The organism is Teichococcus aestuarii (genome assembly GCF_042651065.1).
GTDB lineage: Bacteria > Pseudomonadota > Alphaproteobacteria > Acetobacterales > Acetobacteraceae > Pseudoroseomonas > Pseudoroseomonas aestuarii.
The window spans coordinates 57,545-76,753 of sequence record NZ_JBHSCH010000017.1; the positions used below are offsets into that span (position 1 = coordinate 57,545).

Genomic DNA, 19,209 nt, shown 5'->3' on the forward strand with positions numbered 1-19,209 from the left:
ATGCCCCTGACCTCCCGCCGCATGCTGATGCTGGCCCCGCTCGGCATCGCCGTGGCCGGCGGCGCCGGCTTCTACGCCATGCTGCGCGGCCTGGGCACGGGCAGCTACGACCCGCGCGGCGTGCCCTCCGTGCTGGTGGGCCGCGCCGCGCCGCCCTTCGCCCTGCCGCCGCTGGAGGCCACCGGCCTGCCCGGCTTCACCGATGCCGAGCTGCGCGACCTGCCGGCGCCGATGCTGGTGAATTTCTGGGCCAGCTGGTGCGTGCCCTGCATCATCGAGCACCCGCAGCTGATGCGGCTGGCGCGCGAGGGCGTGGCCGTCTGGGGCGTCAACTACAAGGACAAGCCGGCCGACGCGGCGCAGTTCCTCACCCGCCACGGCAACCCCTTCCAGCGCCTCGGCGCCGACCAGCCGGGGCGCGTCGCCATCGACTGGGGCGTCTATGGCGTGCCGGAGACCTACCTGCTGGACCGCAAGGGCATCGTCCGCTGGCGCTGGCCGGGGCCCGTGACGCCCGAGGTGCTGGAGCAGGACATCCGCCCGCTGCTGCGGCGCCACGCCTGATGCGCCGCCTCGCCACCCTCGCCTTGCTGGGATGGGCCGTCGCCCTGCCCGCCCTCGGCGTCGGCCTGCCGTCCGAGATGCTGCGCGACCCGGCGCAGGAGGAGCGCGCCCGTGCCATCGGGCGGGAGCTGCGCTGCCTCGTCTGCCAGAACCAGTCGATCGAGGACAGCGAGGCGGAGCTGGCGCGCGACCTGCGCCGCATCGTGCGCGAGCGCATCGCCGCCGGCGAGGACGACCGCGCGGTGGTGGACTACGTACACGACCGCTACGGCGACTTCGTGCTGCTGCGGCCGCCCTTCTCGGCGGCCACGGCGCTGCTGTGGGGCATGCCGCTGCTGGCGCTGGGCGGCGGCGGCCTGGCCCTGCTGCTGCTGCGCCGCCGCCAGCGGGCGGAGCAGGGCGCGTGGCCCGAGCCGGCGCCGCTGACGCCCGAGGAACGCGCCCGGCTGGCGGCGCTGGAGGATGACGCCGCGCGATGATCTGGCTGCTGTTCCTGGGGCTGGCGGCGCTCGCCGTGGCGCCGCTCGGGCTCGCGCTGCTGCGCGCCGCCCGCCGCGCCGCCCAGCGCGAGGCCGACCTCGCCCTCTACCGCGCCCAGCTGGCCGAGCTGGAGCGCGAGCGCGCCGCCGGGCGGCTGGACGAGGCCGCGCACCGCGCCGCCACGGTCGAGGTGCAGCGCCGCCTGCTGGCCAGCGAGGGCGCCGAGCGCCAGGGCCGTGCCGGGCGCGGCGCCGCGGCGCTGGCGGCGCTGCTGTTCCTAGTGCCGGCACTGGGCTTCGCCATCTACCTCCGGGGCGGCAACCCGGAGGTGCCGGCCGCGCCCTATGTGGAGCGGGCCGAGGCGGCGGCGCGCGACGACGCGCTGATGGCGCAACTGCGCGCCCGGCTGGAGCAGGTGCCGGCCGACAGCGAGGCGGCGCGCCAGGGCTGGATCCTGCTCGGCAACGCCGAGCGCGGCCGCGGCCGCTGGGAGGCCGCCGCCGAGGCCTGGCGCCGCGCGCTGGCCGCGCGCTTCGAGGGGCCGCTGGCCGCCGAGCTGGCCGAGCTGCTGATCGAGCGCGGCGCGCTGGAGGAGGCCGCCGCCCTGCTCACCCGCGCCCTCTCCGCCGACCCGGAGCAGCCCCGCCTGCGCTACCTGACCGGCCTGGCCGAGGCGCGCGCCGGCCGCACCGAGAATGCCCGCAGCGCCTGGCGCGCCCTGCTCGCCCAGGCCCCGGCCGACGCGCCCTGGCGCGCCCTGGTGGAGCGGCGGCTGCAGGAATTGCCCTGAACCGGCCTGTATTTTACGAAGTCGGAATGTTCCTCTGCCATTCTGGAGTGGCTTTCCAGGCTGGCCGGGAACCGCACGCAGACTTGCACTCGTAACGGTTGCAGCTTCCCCCCCTGGATCGGCTTTGCTGGTCATCGGACAGGCAGGAGGCTCGGTATGCGTCGACGTTCCTTGCTGGCGGCAGGTGGTCTGGCGGCGGCGGCCGCGCTCCTGCCCGGACGGGCCAGGGCGGAGGAGGCGGTCGATGTCCTCCTCGTCCTGGCGGTCGATGTCTCGCGGTCGATCGACGAGGATGAGGCGCGGCTCCAGCGGGAAGGCTACCGCGCCGCGATGTCCGACCCGAAGGTGGTCGAGGCGCTGCAGGGCGGCATTCTGGGCGCCATCGCCGTCACCTATGTCGAATGGGCGGGGGCGGAGTACCAGCGGCAGGTGCTGCCCTGGCAGCGCATCGGCAGCCAGGCCGAAGCCAACCGCTGGTCCGACATGCTGGCCGAGGCGCCGCGCGCCTCGCTCTCCTGGACCTCGATCTCCGCCGGCATCGACTTCAGCGTGCGGATGCTGGCCGAGGCCCCGTTCGAGGGCACGCGGCGCGTCATCGACATCTCGGGCGACGGAGTGAACAATTCCGGCGGCCCGGTGGAGGCGGCGCGGGACGCGGCGGTGGCGCAGGGCATCGTCATCAACGGCCTGCCGATCATGAACGACAACCCGACCTTCGGCCGGCGCCTCAGCATCCCGCTCGACCGGTACTACGCCGAATCCGTCATCGGCGGCGCCGGCGCCTTCCTGGTCGCGGCGGAGAGCTTCGAGAGCTTCGGCGTCGCCGTGCGGCGCAAGCTGATCCGCGAGATCGCCGGCGCCGGCGGGCCGGTCATGAACTACGCCTGATGGCGGCGCCGGAACTCCGCGCCACCCGGACCGGACGGCGCGGGTGCCCCGGCGCCCGGGGGCGCCCGGAGCGTCTGCCTCAGCGCTCGACCTCCTCGATGGCGATGCCGAAGGCGGCCAGCCCCTCGCTGATCAGGTCGCCCGCCATGTCCATGCTGAGCAGATAGGTGGCGGTGTCGGTGCCGGCGCCGCGTTCCTTGGCGAGGCGGTGCGCCTCCTCCCATTCCTCCGGCTCGTAGTCGCCGCGGCCGACCCAGGCCAGGGCCACCAGCGCCGCCTGCTCGTCCTCGTTCAGCTCGTCGATGAAGGTGGCGAGGGTCCCCTCGTCGAAATCCTCGTCGCTGACCTTGTCCTCGTCCTCGTACTCGGCGTCGCGCTCGTTGGTGTCCTCGCCCTGGACGGCGCGGATGTGGTCGACCACGGTCGCGACGGTTTCCAGACTGACGCCCAGATCGACCTCGCTCTCGTCGTCTCGCGGCGTGTCACTCATGCGGCGGCCTCCTCTCCCTGGGTCAGGCTATGGCAACGCGAAGCCGGCGGGGCAGGCTGGGGTTGCCAAAAAATTTTTGTGTTAGGGGAATGCTAACCCGGCTCGGCAACGATGCAGAGGCAGCCTCGTTGGAATCGCATGCGCCGCTCAACGATCCTCCCCCTCATCGCAGCGGTCGCCCTCGGAGCATCGATGTCCGCCCCCCGGGCCACCGACCCTGTTCCCGCCGCCGGCCTGCAGCGCGTCGCGCTCGGCCTCGTCGTCCAGGAGCATGACTCCGGGCGCGGCCACGGCCAAGGTCTGGCCGCTGCCCCCGGATGCGCCGAATCAGCGCCCCTGTTTCGCTCCAACATGCCGCGCTTCGTCCGCTGGCAGCCTGCCGCGGCGGAAGCCGGGGAGGCCGTGCCCGAGGCGGCGGAGGAGATCCCGCCCGCCATGCACCAGGCGCTGCATCTCTGCGTGGTGGAGAAATTCCAGCCCCGGCGCCCCTTCGGCGGCGCCAGCAAGGCGCTGTACCGGCTGTAGGTTTCCGGCCGCGGGAGGCTGCCTTGCAGCCCGCGCCGGGGTTCGGGGCGCGAAAGGCTCGCTTTTTGCGCCCGATCATCCTATCTGTGCGCCGCAACAAGCCGCCAGGCCCGCCCTGCCCGACCCCGCCGCATCCCTGCGGTCAGGGGAATCGGGCCGCGTGCGCAGGCGGCGCAGCCTCGGGACTGCCCGCCTTATGGAACTGCGCAACGTCGCCATCATCGCCCACGTCGACCATGGCAAGACCACGCTGGTCGACAACCTGCTGAAGCAGGCTGGCGCCTTCCGCGCCAACCAGCAGGTCGCCGAACGCGCCATGGACCGCAACGACCTGGAGCGTGAGCGCGGCATCACCATTCTCGCCAAGTCCACCGCCGTCGAGTGGAAGGGCGTGAAGATCAACATTGTCGACACCCCCGGCCACGCCGATTTCGGCGGCGAGGTGGAGCGCATCCTGTCGATGGTCGATGGCGCCATCGTGCTGTGCGACGCCGCCGAGGGGCCGCTGCCGCAGACCAAGTTCGTGCTGACCAAGGCGCTGGCCCGCGGCCTGAAGCCGATCGTCGTCATCAACAAGGTCGACCGCCAGGACGCCCGCGCCGACGAGGTGCTGAACGAGGTGTTCGACCTGTTCGCGGCGCTCGGCGCCAGCGACGAGCAGCTCGACTTCCACACCATGTTCGCCTCCGGCCGCCAGGGCTGGGCCGACCTGACGATGGACGGTCCGCGCAAGGACCTGTCGCCGATGTTCGACCTGATCCTGAGCCACGTGCCGCAGCCGACGGTCGACGCCTCCGCGCCCTTCGCGATGAACGCCTCGATCCTGGAGGCCGACCCGTTCCTGGGCCGCATCCTCACGGGCCGCATCGAGCAGGGCGTGGCGCGCACCAACATGCCGGTGCGCGTGCTGCGCCAGGACGGCTCGGTCGTCGAGACGGGCCGCCTGACCAAGCTGATGACCTTCTCCGGCCTCGAGCGCGTGCCGGTCGACGAGGTGCAGGCGGGCGACATCTGCGCCATTGCCGGCCTGTCGGACGCCACCATCCCCGACACCATCGCCTCCCCCGAGGTGACGGAGCCGCTGCACGCGATCCCGATCGACCCGCCGACGCTGTCCATGACCTTCCGCATCAATGACGGCCCGCTCGGCGGCCGCGAGGGCAAGAAGGTCACGTCGCGCCAGATCCGCGACCGGCTGTTCAAGGAGATCGAGGGCAACGTCGCCATCAAGGTGAAGGTGTCCGAGGAAGTGGACGCCTTCGAGGTGGCCGGCCGCGGCGAGCTGCAGCTCGGCGTGCTGATCGAGACGATGCGCCGCGAGGGCTTCGAGCTGACCATCGGCCGCCCGCGCGTGCTGACGCAGGTGAACCCGGAGACGGGCGAGAAGGAAGAGCCCTTCGAGGAAGCCGTCATCGACGTCGATGAGGAATACTCGGGCGTCGTCGTCGAGAAGATGTCCGTCCGCAAGGGCATGATGCAGGACATGCGCCCCTCGGGTGGCGGCAAGGTGCGCCTGACCTTCCACATCCCGTCGCGCGGGCTGATCGGCTACCACGGCGAGTTCATGACGGACACGCGCGGCACCGGCATGATGAATCGCCTGTTCCTGGGCTATCAGCCCTGGGCCGGGCCGATCGAGGGCCGCATCAAGGGCAGCCTGATCTCCAACTCCGATGGCGAGGCGGTGCAGTACGCGCTGTTCTCCCTGCAGGAGCGCGGCACGCTGTTCGTCGATCCGGGCGCCAAGGTCTATACCGGCCTGATCCTGGGCGAGCATTCGCGCGAGAACGACCTCGACGTGAATCCGATCAAGGAAAAGAAGCTCACCAACGTCCGCGCCGCCGGCAAGGACGAGGCGCTGCTGCTGGTGCCGCCGCGCCGCATGAGCCTGGAGCAGGCCATCGCCTACATCGAGGAGGACGAGCTGGTGGAGGTGACGCCGACCGCCGTCCGCCTGCGCAAGCGCTACCTCGACCCGCATGAGCGCAAGAAGCACGCCAAGCGCTCCGACAGCGAGGCCGCTTAATTCTGCAAGCTGCCGGTCAGGGGTGAGACGTCGGCCGCTGTGCTAAACCGGGGTGACCCGTTCGAGTGCAGCGACCCCGTCCTGGCCATGACCGGCAGCGGCCAGAAAAAGAAGGGGTCCAGGGGAATTCATTCCCCTGGCCTTTTTTTATGCCTCCGTGCTGGGCACGGTGATCCAGACGATGCGCGTCGGCGCCTCGGTCGGGTTGTCGAACATGTGCGGCACGGTGCTGGGGAAGCGGAAGGTGTCGCCCGCCTCCAGCAGGTGTGCCTCATGGTCCAGCCAGAGGCGCAGCGTGCCGGCCAGCACGTAGCCCGCCTTCTCCCCCTGGTGCTTGACGAAATCCGCGCCTGAGGAGCCGCCCGGGCTCAGCGTCAGCTCGTACATCTCCATCCGCCCCGGCGCGTCCGGCGCCAGCGATTCCTTCAGCACGCCGGAGCGGGTGAGGCGCAGCAGCCGCCGCTGCGCGCGGCGCACGATGTAGCGCGGCGCCGGGCCGGTGGGCCGTTCCTCGAAGAAGAACGAGATCGGCACCTGGAGTGCCAGCCCGAGCAGCCGCAGGGTGCGGATGGAGGGGGTGGCCAGCCCGCGCTCCACCTGGCTGATCATGCCGATGGAAAGCCCGGTGCGCCGGCCCAGCTCCTGGATCGACAGCCCCAGCCGCTGCCGCAGCATCCGCACGCATTCCCCCAGGCGGCGGTCGCTGGCATCGTCGTCGATGCTGGCATCCACGCTGGCGTCCAGGCTGACATCCACGCCGGGCTCCGCCAGGCTGGCGGGCTCCAGCGCCGTCGTGGCGGCCAGCTCAGCCCGAGGCTTCATGCGCATCTCTCCCGCAGGGTGCCGCTGCCATGCCGGCCATGCCGGATTGTTGCAAGGCGATTGACAAGCAAATTTCATGAGAGTGAACATGAGCGCAAGAATTTTGACCGGGCTGAAAAAACCCGGCCCGGGAGAGTTGGTGCGGCCAATCCGGCGCTGATCCCGATGGGCGGGACGGCCCGGTGGAGTGGGAGACGAGAAGCATGACGCATGACGAGTCCGCCCTGCGCTGGCAGCGCATCCTCTCGCCCACGCGGCGCGGCCTGTTCGCCATTGGCGGCGGCGCCGCGGCGGCGCTGGCCGCCGGCCCCGCCCGCGCCCAGGGCCAGCCCCAGGGCCGCCCGCCGGAGAAGCCGAAGGGGCAGGTGATCGTCGGCCTGTCGCAGGAGCCCACGGTGTTCCACCCGCTGATGCCGGGCATCGAGGTGGACCAGGGCGTCTGGTGGAACCTGTTCAGCACCCTCTGGTACATCGACCCGGACGGCAACTTCGTCCCCGACCTCGCCGCCGAGATGCCGACGCAGCAGAATGGCGGCATCTCCGAGGACGGGCTGACCTGGAAGATCAAGCTGCGCAAGGGCGTGACCTGGCATGACGGCACGCCCTTCACCGCCGAGGACGTGAAGTTCAGCCTGGACCTGATCAACAACCCCAATTTCCGGGTGCGCAACCGGGTCGGGCACGCGCTGGTCAAGGACATCCGGGTGGTGGCGCCGGACCAGATCGAGTGGCGTATGGAGACGGCCTATGCGCCCTACCTCTCCATCCTCTCGCTCACCTTCATCGTGCCGAAGCACAAGCTGGCCGACGCGGCGGACCCGAACAACACGCCCTTCCAGGCCGCGCCGGTGGGCACCGGCGCCTTCCGCTGGGGCAGCCGCGCGGCGGGCGACCACATCCTGCTGAACGCCAACCCCGCCTATCACGGCAAGGGGCCGTATGTGGAACGGCTGGTGTTCAAGTACATCCCGGACCTGACGGTGCTCTACACCCAGTTCCGCACCGGGCAGATCGACTACACCGGCATCGGCGGCATCACCCCCAACTTCGCGCGCGAGGCGCAGGGGCTGCGCGGCCGCAAGGTGCATGTGAACCCCACCGCCTCGGTGGAGAGCATCGCCCCCAACCTCGGCTTCCCCGCCCTGGCCGACAAGGTGGTGCGGCAGGCGCTCTACATGAGCATGAACAAGAAGGCGCTGATCGACGCCATCTACTACGGCCTGCCGACGCCGACCGAATCCTTCCTCCCCCGGCAGTCCTGGGCCATCAACCCCGACCTGCCGAAGCACGAGTACAACCCCGCCAAGGCCAACGCGATGCTGGACGCCGCCGGCTGGAAGCGCGGCGCGGGCGGCATCCGCGAGAAGGACGGGGTGCGGCTGGAGTTCACCAACTCCACCACCACCGGCAACCAGGTGCGCGAGCAGGCGCAGCAATACCTGATGCAGGAATGGCAGGGCATCGGCGCCGCCATGAAGATCCAGAACATGCCCGCCGCCGTCATCTGGGGCGAGTTCTGGCAGATGTCGAAGTTCAACTCCGTCATGGTCAGCGTGAACTACCAGCTCGGCAGCGACCCGGACGTGACGCCGCGCTTCAGCAGCAAGGCCATCCCCGCCAAGGGCGGGCGCGGCCAGAACACCTTCCAGTTCGAGAACGCCGAGGTGGACGCGCTGCTGCTGAAGGGCGCCACCCAGTTCGACCAGGCGGCGCGCAAGGCCACCTATGGCCGCATCCAGGAGATCATCCGCGACGAGCTGACGATCCTGCCGATCTTCCAGCAGGTGCTGGTGGAGGGCGTGAAGGAAGGGCTGCACGGCTTCCGCGCCAACATCAACACCTCCTCCAACTGCTGGAACATCCGCGAGTGGTACTGGGCCTGATCAAGCTGGGCCTGACCAAGCTGAGCCTGGCCAGGCTGGCCCTGACCAAGCTGGGCCTGACCAGGCTAGGCCTGGCCAGGACCCGCCCGCAGCCCCTTCCGCCTTCCTGACCGCCTGCAAGGACACGCCTCATGTCGCCACCTGTCGACCGCATTGCCAGCGACGAGACGCTGCCGGAGGCGGTCGATGTCGTCGTCATCGGCGCCGGCATCATCGGCGTCGCCGCCGCCTACCACCTGGCGAAGAAGGGCCATTCGGTCGCGCTGATCGAGAAGGGGCATGTCGGCGCCGAGCAATCCAGCCGCAACTGGGGCTGGTGCCGCCAGCAGGGGCGGGACCGGCACGAGATCCCGCTCGCCCGCGCCAGCCTGGAGATGTGGGGCGGGCTGCACGAGGAGATCGGCGCCGATCTCGGCTTCCGCCGCAAGGGCGTGCTCTGGGTGACGAAGGACCCGAAGGAGCTGGCAGGCTGGGAGCGCTGGGCGAACGACGCGCGGCAGATGCAGGTGCACAGCCATATGCTGAGCGCCGCCGAGGTGGCCGAGCGCCTGCCGGACAGCACCGAGGGCTGGATCGGCGGCATGGAGACGCCGAGCGATGGCCGCGCCGAGCCCTCCAAGGCCGCGCCGGCGCTGGCCGCCGCCGCGCGCCGGCTGGGGGTGAAGCTGTTCCAGAACTGCGCCGCGCGCGGGCTGGAGACGAAGGCCGGCGCCATCGACGCGGTGGTGACGGAGAAGGGCCGAATCCGCGCCAGCGCCGTGCTGCTGGCGGGGGGCGCGTGGTCCACCCTGTTCTGCCGCCGCCACGGCATCGACCTGCCGCAGGCGATGGTGACGGGCACCGCCTTCCGCACCACCGCCGCGCCGGCGCTGACCGAGGGTGCGCTGGGCACGCCGGGCTACTGCATCCGCCGGCGCGAGGATGGCGGCTTCACCGTGGCGCTGCGCGGCCGCGGCACGCTGCACCTGACGCCGGACGGGCTGCGCTACGCCCGCCAGTTCTGGCCCACCTTCCGCCAGCGCGCCGCCAAGCTGAAGATCCGCGTCGGCAAGCCATTCCTCGACGGGCTGATGGCCGGCGCCTCCTGGTCCCTCGACCGCGAATCGCCCTTCGAGCGCACCCGCGTGCTGGACCCGGCGCCGGACATGGCGCTGGTGGAGGAGGCGCTCGCCATGCTGCGCGCCGCCTACCCCTCGCTCGCCGGCATCGGCTGCGCCGAGGCCTGGGCCGGCTCCATCGACTCGACGCCGGATGCGGTGCCGGTCATCTCGGCGGTGGAGAAGCTCAAGGGCTTCCACCTCGCCACCGGCTTCAGCGGGCACGGCTTCGGCATCGGGCCGGCGGCGGGGCGGCTGGCGGCCGATCTCGTGGCGGGGGATGCGCCGATCGTCGATGCCCACCCCTACCGCTACGCGCGGCTGGTGGACGGCACGGCGCTGGCGCCGGCGGGGGCGCTCTGACAGGAAAAGAGCGGGGGAAGGAATTCCCCCGCGCCCCCTTCTTTTTTCTGCAAGTTGGGCGCCGCTTGCGGACAGGCGCGCAGGCGCGGTAACGCGGCGGGCGTGGAACATGACGATCTCTGGCCCTGGCTGACAGGGCGGGCCTGGCCCTGCTGGCTGGCGCATGGCGTCGACTGGCAGGCGGGCGCCTTCCATGAAAGCCTGACGCTCGATGGCTATGCCTGCGCGGCGGAATTCCGCCGCCTGCGCGTGGTGGCGCGGCAGGTCTACAGCTTCTCCCTGGCGCACCGGCACGGGTTGCCGCGCGCCGCCGAGGCGGTGGAGCTGGGGCTGGACTTCCTCCGCCGCCGCGCCCGCCAGCCGGATGGCGGCTACGCCTGGCGCTTCGGCCTTGATGGCCGCGTGACCGACGGGCGGCGCGATCTCTACGACCACGCCTTCGTGCTGCTGGCGCTCTCCGCCGCCACCGCCGTGCTGCCCGCCGCGCCGCTGCGCGGCATGGCCCTGGCGCTGGACGATTTCATCGAGCGCCACATGGCCCACCCGGCGGGCGGCTATGTGGAGAGCCTGCCGCCCGCCCTGCCGCGCCGGCAGAACCCGCACATGCACCTGCTGGAAGCCCGCCTCGCCGCCGCCGAGGCCTTCGGCGAGCCGCGCTTCCTGGAGGGCGCGACGCGGCTGCTCGGCTTGTTCCGCGCGCGCCTCTTCCAGCCCGCCAGCGGCACCCTGGCCGAGTTCTTCGACGAGGAACTGGCGCCGCCCCCCGCGCCGCACCCGGTGGAGCCGGGGCACCATTGCGAATGGCTCTGGCTGCTGGAGTGGCACGCACGGCTGGCCGGCGGCCATGCCGCGCCGGAGGTGCCGGAGGCGCTGCGCGGCTTCCTCGGCGGCCCCGCCGCCCGCCGCCCCGAGGGCGCGCTGCGCGACGTGCTGGACAGCACCGGCGCCGTGCTGGAGCCGGGCGCCCGCCTCTGGCCGCAGACGGAATGGCTGAAGGCCGCCACCGCGGCCGAGCGGCCCGCCGCCGCCCGCGTGCTGGGCGCCTATCTGCGCGAGGACGGGCTGTGGCATGAGCGCCGCCTGCCGGATGGCAGCCTCAGCCATGAGCCGGCGCCGGCCAGCAGCCTGTATCATCTGAGCTGCGCCATCGCCGCCACGGCCGCGCCACGGGGCTGAAGGGAAAGCGGAATGCGGATCATCGTCTGCGGCGCGGGCCAGGTCGGCACCACCATCGCGCGGCACCTGGCGCGGGAGGGCAACGACGTCACCGTCATCGACAGCTCCGTCGAGCAGGCCCGCCGCGCCGATGAGAGCTACGACGTGCGCGGCATGGCCGGCCACGCCTCCCACCCCGAGGTGCTGCGCCAGGCGGGCGCCAAGAACGCCGACCTGCTGATCGCCGTCACCCGCTCGGACGAGGTGAACATGGTGGCCTGCCAGGTGGCCTACTCATTGTTCCACGTGAAGCGCCGCATCGCCCGGCTGCGCCACCATGGTTACCTGGAGCCGATCTGGAACGGCCTCTACGCCAGCGACCAGCTGCCGGTGGACGTCATCATCTCGCCGGAGCTGGAGGTGGCGCGCGGCATCGCCCGCCGCCTGCGCACCCCGGGCGCCTTCGACATGGTGCCGCTGGCCGATGGGCGGGTGCAGCTGCTCGGCATCCAGTGCGAGGATGCCGCCTGCCGCGTCGCCGGCGCGCCGCTCAGCGACCTGCGCCAGCGCGCCGCCGAGAACGGCTTCGTCGTCGTCGCCCTGGTGCGGGAGGGGCGCGCCTTCGTGCCCCGCCCGGAGGACGAGGTGCGCTGCGGCGACGATGTCTATGTCATCGCCCAGCCGGCGCAGGTGGACCAGGTGATGGCCGCCTTCGGCCACCGGGAGCAGGTGGCGCGGCGGCTGGTTATTGTCGGCGGCGGCCATGTCGGGCTGCACCTGGCGCGGATGCTGGGGCGGGAGGCGCTGGTCTCCCTCAAGATCATCGAGCACAGCCCGGAGCGCGCCGAGCAGGTGGCGCGCGAGCTCGGCCCCTCCGTGGTGGTGCTGTGCGGCGACGCGCTGGACCGCGAGCTGCTGGAGGAGGCCAATATCGGCGCCGCCGAGACCGTCATCGCCGTCACCAACGACGACGAGACCAACATCTTCGTCTCCGTGCTGGCCAAGCGGGAGGGCTGCCAGCGCGCCATCACCCTGGTGAACAAATCCTCCTACGAGCCGATGATGGACACGCTCGGCATCGACACGGTGGTGAGCCCGAGCAGCATCACCATCTCCTCCATCCTGCGCCACGTGCGGCGCGGCGCCATCGCCCAGGTCTACCAGTTGCGCGGCGATTTCGGCGAGGTGCTGGAGGCCGAGGCGCTGGCCGGCTCCCGCCTCGTCAGCGGCCCGCTGGGCAGCATCGGCCTGCCGCCGGGCATGCTGGTGGGCGCCGTGCTGCGCGGCGGCGAGGCCATCATCCCCGATGCCGCCACCCGCATCGAGCCCGGCGACGACGTCATCGCCGTGGTCTCCCACGCGGCGCTGAAGCAGGCGGAGGCGGTGCTCACCGTGCCCGGCCGGGAGGATGACCGCCCGCCCCCCGGCCCGCCCCTCGACCCCGACGCCACCGACCCCGATGCGGCCTGAGCCGCCCCGCTCCCCCGCCGCCTCCGGGCAGGCCGCGGGCGGCTGGTCGCCGCCGCCGCTGCGGCCGGTGCTGCACCTCGTCAGCGGCATGCTGCTGGCGCTGGCCGCCTTCATGCTGCTGCCGGCGGCGGTGGACGCGGCGCATGGCCACCCGGACTGGAAGCCCTTCGCCACCGCCAGCCTCGGCCTGCTGGCCGGCGCCGGCCTGCTGTTCCGCGCCACGCGCTGCCCGCTGAAGGGCGGGCTGACGCTGCGCCAGGCCTTCGTGCTGACGCCGCTGAGCTGGGCGGCCATCACCGCCTGCGCCGCCATCCCTTTCTATCTCTCGCTGCATCCCGGCCTCGGCGGCAGCGTGACCAATGCCTATTTCGAGGCGGTCTCCGGCCTCACCACCACCGGCGCCACCGTCGTCACGGGGCTGGACCACGCGCCGCCGGGCATCCTGCTCTGGCGCTCGCTGCTGCAATGGCTGGGCGGCATCGGCATCATCGCCACGGCGCTGGCCATCCTGCCGGCGCTCGGCGTCGGCGGCATGCAGCTGTTCCGCACCGAAAGCTCCGACCGCTCGGAGAAGGTGCTGCCGCGCGCGCGGCAGATCGCCACCGCCATCAGCGCCGTCTATCTGGGCATGACGGTGGCCTGCGCCCTGGCCTATCTCGCCGCCGGCATGGCGCCCTTCGCCGCGGTGGTGCACGCGCTCAGCACCATCTCCACCGCCGGCTTCTCCACCTCCGATTCCTCGCTGGCCAACTGGGACAACCCGGCCATCCACTGGATCGCCACGGCGGGGATGCTGGCCGGCGCGCTGCCCTTCGTGCTCTACCTGCGCGCCCTGCGGCGGGACTGGGAGATCCTGCGCGACCCGCAGGTGCGCGCGCTGCTCGGCCTGCTGCTCGGCGCCATCCTGCTGGTGGCGGCGATCCTGGTGCTGCGCGGCACCTACGGGGTGGAGGCGGCGCTGCGCCACGCGGCGCTCAACGTCGTCTCGGTGGTCACCACCACCGGCTTCGCCTCGGCCGACTACATGCAGTGGGGGGGTGCCGCCACCGGCATCTTCTTCGCGCTGATGTTCGTCGGCGGCTGCACCGGCTCCACCGCCGGCGGCATGAAGATCTTCCGCTTCGTGGTGGTGGCCATCATGCTGCGGGCGCATTTCCTGCGGCTGCTCTACCCGCGCGGCGTGTTCCCGCGCGTCTATGCCGGGCGGCCGCTGCCGGACGACGTCATCGGCTCCGTGGTGGTGTTCTTCGCGCTGTATTTCCTCTGCTACGGCGCGCTCACCATCGCGCTGATGGCGATGGAGCTGGATTTCCTCACCAGCGCCAGCGCCGCCGTCAGCATGCTCTCCAATGTCGGGCCGGGGCTCGGGCCGGTGATCGGCCCGGCCGGCAATTTCGCCGGGCTGCCGGAGGCGGCGAAATGGCTGCTCTGCTTCGCCATGCTGCTGGGGCGGCTGGAGCTGTTCACCGTGCTGATCCTGTTCATGCCGCGCTTCTGGCGCGGCTGAGGCGCGGCCGGCTCAGTCGCGCAGCAGCAGGATCCCGCCCCAGGACAGGCCGAACATCGCCGCCACGACCACCCCGGCGGCGGCGCGGGGGTGGCGCGCCGCGCGCTCCAGCAGCAGGCCGGCGAGGGTGGCGCCCATCGCGAACAGCCCCAGCACCAGCAGGAAGCCGAGCAGGACGGGGTTGCTGGCCACCATCAGGCCAGCGGCTGTCCGGCCTGCCGGGCCGCGCGGCGCTCGGCGCGCAGCCGGGCGCGCTCCTCGTCGGTCAGCTGGGCGTAGCGGGCGCGGGACATGCCGAACCAGGCCGTGCGGGTGCCCGGCTTGGGCTGGCCCGCCTGGGCACGCTCTCCCTCCGCCTCCTCAAGCCCCGGTGGGGTTTCGTTGGCGGCATCCTTGGTGGCGGGCGGATAGGCCGCGAGCCACCCCATCAGCGCCAGCGGCCAGAGCCGAAGTCCAGACATATCCGTCATGAGGCCCTCCGCGCTTGTTCGCGCCCTGCGGCACACCATTAGGATAGAAGAAGTGCAACGCGTTGATGGCCAGGATGTGTCCGCGCGTGACAAGATTGGCGCGAAGTGTCACCCGATTGCTTCACGGATGCTTGAGGCCGGGGCAGAGCGCCGCAACGTGATGAAGGAATCGAAGAGTTTGGCCAAAGGAAAGGGCCCATCGCCGCTGTTCACCGGCCACCGTGGGGGGCTGCACCTCCTGCCGGGGCTCGACAACCGCGGCGCCACCATCCTGCGGCAGGTGGTGGAGCTCTACATGGAAACCGGGGAGCCGGTCGGCTCCCGCACCCTTTCCCGCCGCCTGCCGCTGGCGCTCTCGCCGGCCACCATCCGCAACGCCATGGCGGATCTGGAGGAGGCGGGGCTGCTCTACGCCCCCCACACCTCGGCCGGGCGGCTGCCCACCGAGCAGGGGCTGCGCCTGTTCGTGGACGGGCTGCTGGAATTCGGTGACCTCTCGGACGAGGACCGGGAGGCGATCGCCATACGCTGCGCCGCCGCCGGCCGCAGCATGGAGGAGACGCTGTCCGAGGCAGGGCAGATGCTCTCCGGCCTCGCCGGCGCCGCCGGGCTGGTGGTGGCGCCGAAGACCGAGGCGGCGGTGCGGCACATCGAGTTCGTCGCCCTCTCGCCCGGGCGGGCGCTGGTGGTGCTGGTGAACGCGCATGGCCAGGTGGAGAACCGCGTCATCGAGGTGCCGGCCGGCCTGCCGCCCAGCGCCTTCACCCAGGCCAGCAACTTCATCAATGCCCGCCTCTCCGGCCGCACGCTGGAGGAGACGCGCGGCATGGTGGCCGAGGAGATCCAGGCCAACCGCACCGCGCTGGACACGCTGACGCAGCAGATGATCGAGCAGGGGCTGGCCACCTGGGCCGGCGGCGGCGGCGGCTCGCTGATCCTGCGCGGCCAGGCCAAGCTGCTGGAGAATCTCGACCAGATCGCCCGGGTGCAGGAGATCCAGGCGCTGTTCGAGCGGCTGGAGGCGCAGGAGACCATGCTGCGCCTGCTGGAGCTGGCGCAGCGCGGCCAGGGCGTGCAGATCTTCATCGGCGCCGAGTCCGGCCTGTTCGACAGCGCCGGCCTCTCGATGGTGGTGGCGCCCTTCCGCAACGGGCAGGAGCAGATCGTCGGCGCCATCGGCGTCATCGGCCCGACGCGCATCAACTATGGCCGCGTCATCCCGGTGGTGGACTACACGGCGCGGGTGATCGGGCAGCTCCTGGGCTGAGAGGGAGCGCGCGCCGCCTCAGGCGGCCTGGTGGCGCGCCCGCGCCGCCAGCACCTCGTAGGCGGCCCGCACCGCCCCGGCGCCATGGGTGCGCTCCAGCCGGCGCACGGTGAAATGCGCCCGCGCCAGGGTGCGGAAATGCTCCAGGAAGGCGAGGTTCACCGCCGCCCCCGCCGCCGCGCCCACCACCGGCGCCGCCTGGGCCGAGAGCTTGAAGCTCAGCGGCCCGATGAAGCGCGCCGCGATGGCGCCGACGAAGCCCGGCAGCAGCGCCGCGCTCATGTTGGGCAGGAACTGCGCCAGCGCCAGGCGGGTGGCGAAGTAGCCGGTCTCGGTGGCGTCGTCTGCCGGGCCGGGGCCGCCGAGGGCGAACACCTTCAGGCACTCGGCGCCGGTCATCGGGTCGTCCAGGTCCTCGCCGGCGGCGGCGGCCTCGGCGCCGATCTGCCGCAGCAGCACGGCGGTGGAGACGGGCAGCTCCAGCAGCGTGCCCGGCAGGCCGAAGGCGCCACCCGCCGCGCCCGAGGCGGCGGCCAGCCCGCGGTGCAGCCAGTCCTGCCGCAGCCCGGTGGGGGTGCGGTCCGGCCGGCTGCGCATCGCGGCGCGCAGCGCGGTGGAGAGGGCCTGGCGCACCGTCCGGTCCAGCAGGCCCTGCGCCGAGTCCGGCAGGCGGCGGCGCAGCGCCTCGATGGGGGTGCCCGCCATCTGCGCCATGCGCGCGGCCAGCGAGGTCTCCTCCAGCACGCGCCGCGCCTCGGCCAGTTCCGCCTCGGCCTCGGCGGGGAGGGGCAGGGTGGCGGGAAGGGTCTGGCTCATGGGGCGGCGGGCTCCGGAGGGGGGGGCGGGAGGGGTGGCCCCACTCCCGCGGGCGGTCAGAGGATGAAGCGGCTGAGGTCGGCGCTGGCGGCCAGCGGCGCGACCTTCTCCTTCACATACGCCGCATCGACGCGCACCGTTTCACCGTTGCGGTCGCTGGCGCTGAAGGAGACCTCCTCCAGCAGCTTCTCCAGCACGGTGGCGAGGCGGCGGGCGCCGATGTTCTCGACGCGGGCGTTGATCTCGGCGGCGAGGTCGGCCACCGCCTCGATGGCGTCGTCCGTCAGCTCCAGCGTCACCCCCTCGGTGGAGAGCAGCGCCACATACTGCTTCGCCAGGGAGTGCTCCGGCTCGGTCAGGATGCGGCGGAAATCCTCCCGCGTCAGCGCGCCGAGCTCGACGCGGATCGGCAGGCGGCCCTGCAGCTCCGGCAGCAGGTCGGAGGGCTTGGCGATGTGGAAGGCGCCGGAGGCGACGAACAGGATGTGGTCCGTCTTCACCGGGCCGTGCTTGGTGGCGACGGTGGTGCCCTCGATCAGCGGCAGCAGGTCGCGCTGCACGCCCTCGCGCGAGACGTCGGCGCCACGGCCGCCGCCATCGGTGGAGCGGGCGCAGACCTTGTCGATCTCGTCGAGGAAGACGATGCCGTGGTTCTCGGCATGCGCCACCGCGTCGCGGGTCAGCTTCTCCTGGTCCAGCAGGCGGTCGGCCTCGTCCTGGGTGAGGGCGATGCGCGCCTCGGCCACGGTCAGCTTGCGCGACTTGGCCTGGCGGCCGAACATCTTGCCCATCATCTCCTGGATGTTGGCCATCTGCCCGGGCGGCATGCCGGGCATGTCCATCATCCCCACGGGCGTCGCGCCGCCCTGGTCGGAGACCTGGACCTCCACCTCCTTCTGCTCGAGCTGCCCCTCGCGCAGCATGCGGCGGAACTTCATCCGTGTCTCGCCGGAGGCGCCCTCGCCCACCAGGGCGGTGATCAGCCGCTCCTCGGCGGCCAGCTCCGCCTTGGCCTGCACCTCGCGGCGGGCGGTCTCGCGCATGCGGGTGATGGAGATCTCCACCAGGTCGCGCACGATGCTGTCCACGTCGCGGCCGACATAGCCGACCTCGGTGAACTTGGTGGCCTCGACCTTGATGAAGGGGGCGTCGGCCAGCTTGGCCAGCCGCCGGGCGATCTCGGTCTTGCCGCAGCCGGTGGGGCCGATCATCAGGATGTTCTTCGGCACCACCTCCTCGCGCATCGCCTCGGGCAGCTGCTGGCGGCGCCAGCGGTTGCGCAGCGCGATGGCGACGGCGCGCTTGGCCTCATGCTGGCCGATGATGAAGCGGTCCAACTCGGAGACGATCTCGCGCGGGGAGAGGTTCACGGTCTCGGTGGCCATGGGTCAGAGGGTCTCCAGCACGTAGCGGCCATTGGTGTAGACGCAGATCTCGGCCGCGATGCCCATGGCCTTCCGGGCGATGTCCTCGGCGTTCATGCCGTCCACGTCGATCAGCGCGCGGGCCGCGGCCAGGGCGTAGTTGCCGCCCGAGCCGATGCCGATGATGGAATCCTCCGGCTCCAGCACGTCGCCATTGCCGGTGATGAGCAGGGAGCGGTCCTTGTCGGCCACCGCCAGCAGGGCTTCCAGGCGGCGCAGGTAGCGGTCGGTGCGCCAGTCCTTCGCCAGCTCCACGGCGGCGCGCTCGAGCTGGTCGGGGAAGCGCTCCAGCTTGGCCTCCAGCCGCTCCAGCAGGGTGAAGGCGTCCGCGGTGGCGCCGGCGAAGCCGGTCAGCACCTTGCCGCCGGCGATGCGGCGGACCTTGCGGGCGTTGTTCTTGACCACGGTCTGACCCATGGAGACCTGGCCATCCCCCGCCATGGCCACCTTTCCGTCCTTGCGCACGCAGAGGATGGTGGTTCCGTGCCAGCCCAGGGGATCGTAGCGGGGATCGTGAGACGTCGCGTTCATGCCGCCGAGATGGCATCGCCGATGCGGCGCAACAAGCGGGGGCGTGCTTCAACCGCCGCGCCAGGTCTCCCACTCGGCGGGGGGTGGCTGCGGCGCGGCCGTGGCAGCGCTGGGCGCGGCGCTGGCGGGGCTGTCCTCCCGCCGGCCGGAGCCGTCCGCCGCAGGATCAGCCGGGGGGGCGGCGGACGAAGCCACGAGGCCGCCGATCAGCGCCGCCTGCGCCGCGTCCAGCGCCAGGAAGCGCAGCCGCAGCAGGCCGCCCTCCTGCTGCACCAGCTGCACCTCGATCTCGCCCAGCCGGGCGTTGCGCAGGCGCATGCGGCCCCGCCCCGCCCCGGGCGGCAGCAGCCGCAGCAGCCGCAGCAGCCGGCCACCCCAGCCGGCCCGCTCCGGCCGCAGCGCCGCCCCGCCCAGGGACAGGCTGACGATGCGCGCCACCACCGGCGGCAGGCCGAGCGCCGGCACGATTTCGGCCGGCCAGTCCACCGCCACGCGCCGCGCGCCGCGGCCCTGGTCGGTGCGCTCCCGCCCCGCGGCGCCCAGGGCCAGCAGCATCAGCGGCGCCATCCAGCCGGACGGCGCCAGCCAGGGCCAGGCCAGCCAGGGCCAGCCCGGCTGCCGCCCGCCCGGGGCCGCGCCGG

20 protein-coding genes and 1 pseudogene are annotated in these 19,209 nt (G+C 72.2%); 13 read left to right on the plus strand and 8 right to left on the minus strand.

Annotation, left to right across the window (positions count from 1 at the left end; all coding sequences use genetic code 11):
- The 4 genes from ACFOY6_RS09400 (at nt 1) to ACFOY6_RS09415 (ending at nt 2,722) form a co-directional block, all read left to right on the plus strand.
- Nucleotides 1-564, plus strand: coding sequence for a DsbE family thiol:disulfide interchange protein (locus ACFOY6_RS09400; RefSeq protein ID WP_379631923.1), 564 nt, complete (start codon nt 1-3; stop codon nt 562-564).
- A complete protein-coding gene (locus ACFOY6_RS09405; RefSeq protein ID WP_379631925.1) occupies nt 564-1,043 on the plus strand; it encodes a cytochrome c-type biogenesis protein in 480 nt (159 codons plus the stop codon). The genes ACFOY6_RS09400 and ACFOY6_RS09405 overlap by 1 nt, the downstream gene beginning before the upstream one ends.
- A complete protein-coding gene (gene ccmI / locus ACFOY6_RS09410) occupies nt 1,040-1,834 on the plus strand; it encodes a c-type cytochrome biogenesis protein CcmI (RefSeq protein ID WP_379650329.1) in 795 nt (264 codons plus the stop codon). Before ACFOY6_RS09405 ends, ccmI begins: the two co-directional genes overlap by 4 nt.
- A gap of 156 nt (nt 1,835-1,990) precedes the next feature.
- The gene (locus ACFOY6_RS09415) at nt 1,991-2,722 is read left to right on the plus strand and encodes a DUF1194 domain-containing protein (RefSeq protein ID WP_379650331.1); all 732 of its coding nucleotides are present in this window, start codon (nt 1,991-1,993) and stop codon (nt 2,720-2,722) included.
- Between the two features lie 79 nt (nt 2,723-2,801).
- On the opposite strand, the gene ACFOY6_RS09420 is transcribed toward ACFOY6_RS09415, so the two are convergent.
- Nucleotides 2,802-3,212: a DUF3775 domain-containing protein gene (locus ACFOY6_RS09420; protein ID WP_379631931.1), complete on the minus strand. Its 411-nt coding sequence runs from the start codon at nt 3,210-3,212 to the stop codon at nt 2,802-2,804.
- 192 nt (nt 3,213-3,404) lie between these two features.
- Between ACFOY6_RS09420 and ACFOY6_RS09425 the strand changes: the two genes are divergently transcribed.
- On the plus strand, nt 3,405-3,737 hold the full coding sequence (locus tag ACFOY6_RS09425) for a hypothetical protein (RefSeq protein WP_379650333.1): 333 nt from the start codon (nt 3,405-3,407) through the stop codon (nt 3,735-3,737).
- Nucleotides 3,738-3,933: 196 nt separating this feature from the next.
- The gene (gene typA, locus ACFOY6_RS09430; RefSeq protein ID WP_379631933.1) at nt 3,934-5,763 is read left to right on the plus strand and encodes a translational GTPase TypA; all 1,830 of its coding nucleotides are present in this window, start codon (nt 3,934-3,936) and stop codon (nt 5,761-5,763) included.
- Between the two features lie 147 nt (nt 5,764-5,910).
- Here the strand turns inward: typA and ACFOY6_RS09435 are convergent, their stop codons facing one another.
- Nucleotides 5,911-6,585 carry a helix-turn-helix domain-containing protein gene (locus ACFOY6_RS09435; protein ID WP_379650335.1) on the minus strand — a complete coding sequence of 225 codons (675 nt, stop codon included), beginning with the start codon at nt 6,583-6,585 and terminating at the stop codon, nt 5,911-5,913.
- 203 nt (nt 6,586-6,788) lie between these two features.
- On the opposite strand from ACFOY6_RS09435, the gene ACFOY6_RS09440 reads away from it, so the two are divergent.
- The 6 genes from ACFOY6_RS09440 (at nt 6,789) to ACFOY6_RS09465 (ending at nt 14,060) form a co-directional block, all read left to right on the plus strand.
- Nucleotides 6,789-8,468 (plus strand): peptide ABC transporter substrate-binding protein, encoded by a 1,680-nt coding sequence (locus ACFOY6_RS09440; protein WP_379650337.1) that lies wholly within the window; start codon nt 6,789-6,791, stop codon nt 8,466-8,468.
- Complete coding sequence (locus tag ACFOY6_RS09445) at nt 8,453-8,578, plus strand: hypothetical protein (RefSeq protein ID WP_379650339.1); 126 nt, start codon at nt 8,453-8,455, stop codon at nt 8,576-8,578. Before ACFOY6_RS09440 ends, ACFOY6_RS09445 begins: the two co-directional genes overlap by 16 nt.
- Nucleotides 8,579-8,599: 21 nt before the next feature.
- Nucleotides 8,600-9,928, plus strand: coding sequence for an NAD(P)/FAD-dependent oxidoreductase (locus ACFOY6_RS09450; RefSeq protein ID WP_379650341.1), 1,329 nt, complete (start codon nt 8,600-8,602; stop codon nt 9,926-9,928).
- 102 nt (nt 9,929-10,030) lie between these two features.
- A complete protein-coding gene (locus tag ACFOY6_RS09455; RefSeq protein ID WP_379650343.1) occupies nt 10,031-11,104 on the plus strand; it encodes an AGE family epimerase/isomerase in 1,074 nt (357 codons plus the stop codon).
- Nucleotides 11,105-11,116: 12 nt separating this feature from the next.
- Complete coding sequence (gene trkA / locus ACFOY6_RS09460) at nt 11,117-12,553, plus strand: Trk system potassium transporter TrkA (protein ID WP_379650345.1); 1,437 nt, start codon at nt 11,117-11,119, stop codon at nt 12,551-12,553.
- Nucleotides 12,492-14,060, plus strand: coding sequence for a TrkH family potassium uptake protein (locus ACFOY6_RS09465; RefSeq protein WP_245906098.1), 1,569 nt, complete (start codon nt 12,492-12,494; stop codon nt 14,058-14,060). Before trkA ends, ACFOY6_RS09465 begins: the two co-directional genes overlap by 62 nt.
- 12 nt (nt 14,061-14,072) lie before the next feature.
- On the opposite strand, the gene ACFOY6_RS09470 is transcribed toward ACFOY6_RS09465, so the two are convergent.
- On the minus strand, nt 14,073-14,255 hold the full coding sequence (locus ACFOY6_RS09470; RefSeq protein WP_109515698.1) for a hypothetical protein: 183 nt from the start codon (nt 14,253-14,255) through the stop codon (nt 14,073-14,075).
- Nucleotides 14,255-14,530: a hypothetical protein gene (locus ACFOY6_RS09475; protein ID WP_146201821.1), complete on the minus strand. Its 276-nt coding sequence runs from the start codon at nt 14,528-14,530 to the stop codon at nt 14,255-14,257. Before ACFOY6_RS09475 ends, ACFOY6_RS09470 begins: the two co-directional genes overlap by 1 nt.
- A 178-nt stretch (nt 14,531-14,708) precedes the next feature.
- Here ACFOY6_RS09475 and hrcA point away from each other — a divergent pair, with 178 nt between their 5' ends.
- Nucleotides 14,709-15,797 carry a heat-inducible transcriptional repressor HrcA gene (hrcA, locus tag ACFOY6_RS09480; protein ID WP_379650348.1) on the plus strand — a complete coding sequence of 363 codons (1,089 nt, stop codon included), beginning with the start codon at nt 14,709-14,711 and terminating at the stop codon, nt 15,795-15,797.
- Nucleotides 15,798-15,815: 18 nt separating this feature from the next.
- Here hrcA and ACFOY6_RS09485 read toward each other — a convergent pair whose 3' ends face one another.
- The 4 genes and pseudogenes from ACFOY6_RS09485 to ACFOY6_RS09500 form a co-directional block, all read right to left on the minus strand.
- The gene (locus ACFOY6_RS09485; protein WP_109515696.1) at nt 15,816-16,613 is read right to left on the minus strand and encodes an EcsC family protein; all 798 of its coding nucleotides are present in this window, start codon (nt 16,611-16,613) and stop codon (nt 15,816-15,818) included.
- A gap of 56 nt (nt 16,614-16,669) precedes the next feature.
- The gene (hslU, locus tag ACFOY6_RS09490) at nt 16,670-17,998 is read right to left on the minus strand and encodes an ATP-dependent protease ATPase subunit HslU (protein WP_109515695.1); all 1,329 of its coding nucleotides are present in this window, start codon (nt 17,996-17,998) and stop codon (nt 16,670-16,672) included.
- Nucleotides 17,999-18,001: 3 nt separating this feature from the next.
- On the minus strand, nt 18,002-18,568 hold the full coding sequence (hslV, locus tag ACFOY6_RS09495) for an ATP-dependent protease subunit HslV (protein WP_109515694.1): 567 nt from the start codon (nt 18,566-18,568) through the stop codon (nt 18,002-18,004).
- 48 nt (nt 18,569-18,616) lie between these two features.
- Nucleotides 18,617-19,209, minus strand: a pseudogene (locus ACFOY6_RS09500) (hypothetical protein); the annotation flags it as partial.

Excerpts from the sequence above, each read along its gene's own strand:
- ACFOY6_RS09435 (WP_379650335.1), bottom strand. The coding sequence starts at position 6,585 with ATGAAGCCTCGGGCTGAGCTGGCCGCCACGACGGCGCTGGAGCCCGCC.
- ACFOY6_RS09475 (WP_146201821.1), bottom strand. The coding sequence starts at position 14,530 with ATGACGGATATGTCTGGACTTCGGCTCTGGCCGCTGGCGCTGATGGGG.
- ccmI (WP_379650329.1), top strand. The coding sequence starts at position 1,040 with ATGATCTGGCTGCTGTTCCTGGGGCTGGCGGCGCTCGCCGTGGCGCCG.
- ACFOY6_RS09420 (WP_379631931.1), bottom strand. The coding sequence starts at position 3,212 with ATGAGTGACACGCCGCGAGACGACGAGAGCGAGGTCGATCTGGGCGTC.
- ACFOY6_RS09470 (WP_109515698.1), bottom strand. The coding sequence starts at position 14,255 with ATGGTGGCCAGCAACCCCGTCCTGCTCGGCTTCCTGCTGGTGCTGGGG.
- ACFOY6_RS09465 (WP_245906098.1), top strand. The coding sequence starts at position 12,492 with ATGACCGCCCGCCCCCCGGCCCGCCCCTCGACCCCGACGCCACCGACC.
- ACFOY6_RS09405 (WP_379631925.1), top strand. The coding sequence starts at position 564 with ATGCGCCGCCTCGCCACCCTCGCCTTGCTGGGATGGGCCGTCGCCCTG.
- trkA (WP_379650345.1), top strand. The coding sequence starts at position 11,117 with ATGCGGATCATCGTCTGCGGCGCGGGCCAGGTCGGCACCACCATCGCG.
- ACFOY6_RS09450 (WP_379650341.1), top strand. The coding sequence starts at position 8,600 with ATGTCGCCACCTGTCGACCGCATTGCCAGCGACGAGACGCTGCCGGAG.
- hslU (WP_109515695.1), bottom strand. The coding sequence starts at position 17,998 with ATGGCCACCGAGACCGTGAACCTCTCCCCGCGCGAGATCGTCTCCGAG.
- hslV (WP_109515694.1), bottom strand. The coding sequence starts at position 18,568 with ATGAACGCGACGTCTCACGATCCCCGCTACGATCCCCTGGGCTGGCAC.
- ACFOY6_RS09425 (WP_379650333.1), top strand. The coding sequence starts at position 3,405 with ATGTCCGCCCCCCGGGCCACCGACCCTGTTCCCGCCGCCGGCCTGCAG.
- ACFOY6_RS09415 (WP_379650331.1), top strand. The coding sequence starts at position 1,991 with ATGCGTCGACGTTCCTTGCTGGCGGCAGGTGGTCTGGCGGCGGCGGCC.
- typA (WP_379631933.1), top strand. The coding sequence starts at position 3,934 with ATGGAACTGCGCAACGTCGCCATCATCGCCCACGTCGACCATGGCAAG.
- ACFOY6_RS09485 (WP_109515696.1), bottom strand. The coding sequence starts at position 16,613 with ATGAGCCAGACCCTTCCCGCCACCCTGCCCCTCCCCGCCGAGGCCGAG.
- ACFOY6_RS09440 (WP_379650337.1), top strand. The coding sequence starts at position 6,789 with ATGACGCATGACGAGTCCGCCCTGCGCTGGCAGCGCATCCTCTCGCCC.
- ACFOY6_RS09400 (WP_379631923.1), top strand. The coding sequence starts at position 1 with ATGCCCCTGACCTCCCGCCGCATGCTGATGCTGGCCCCGCTCGGCATC.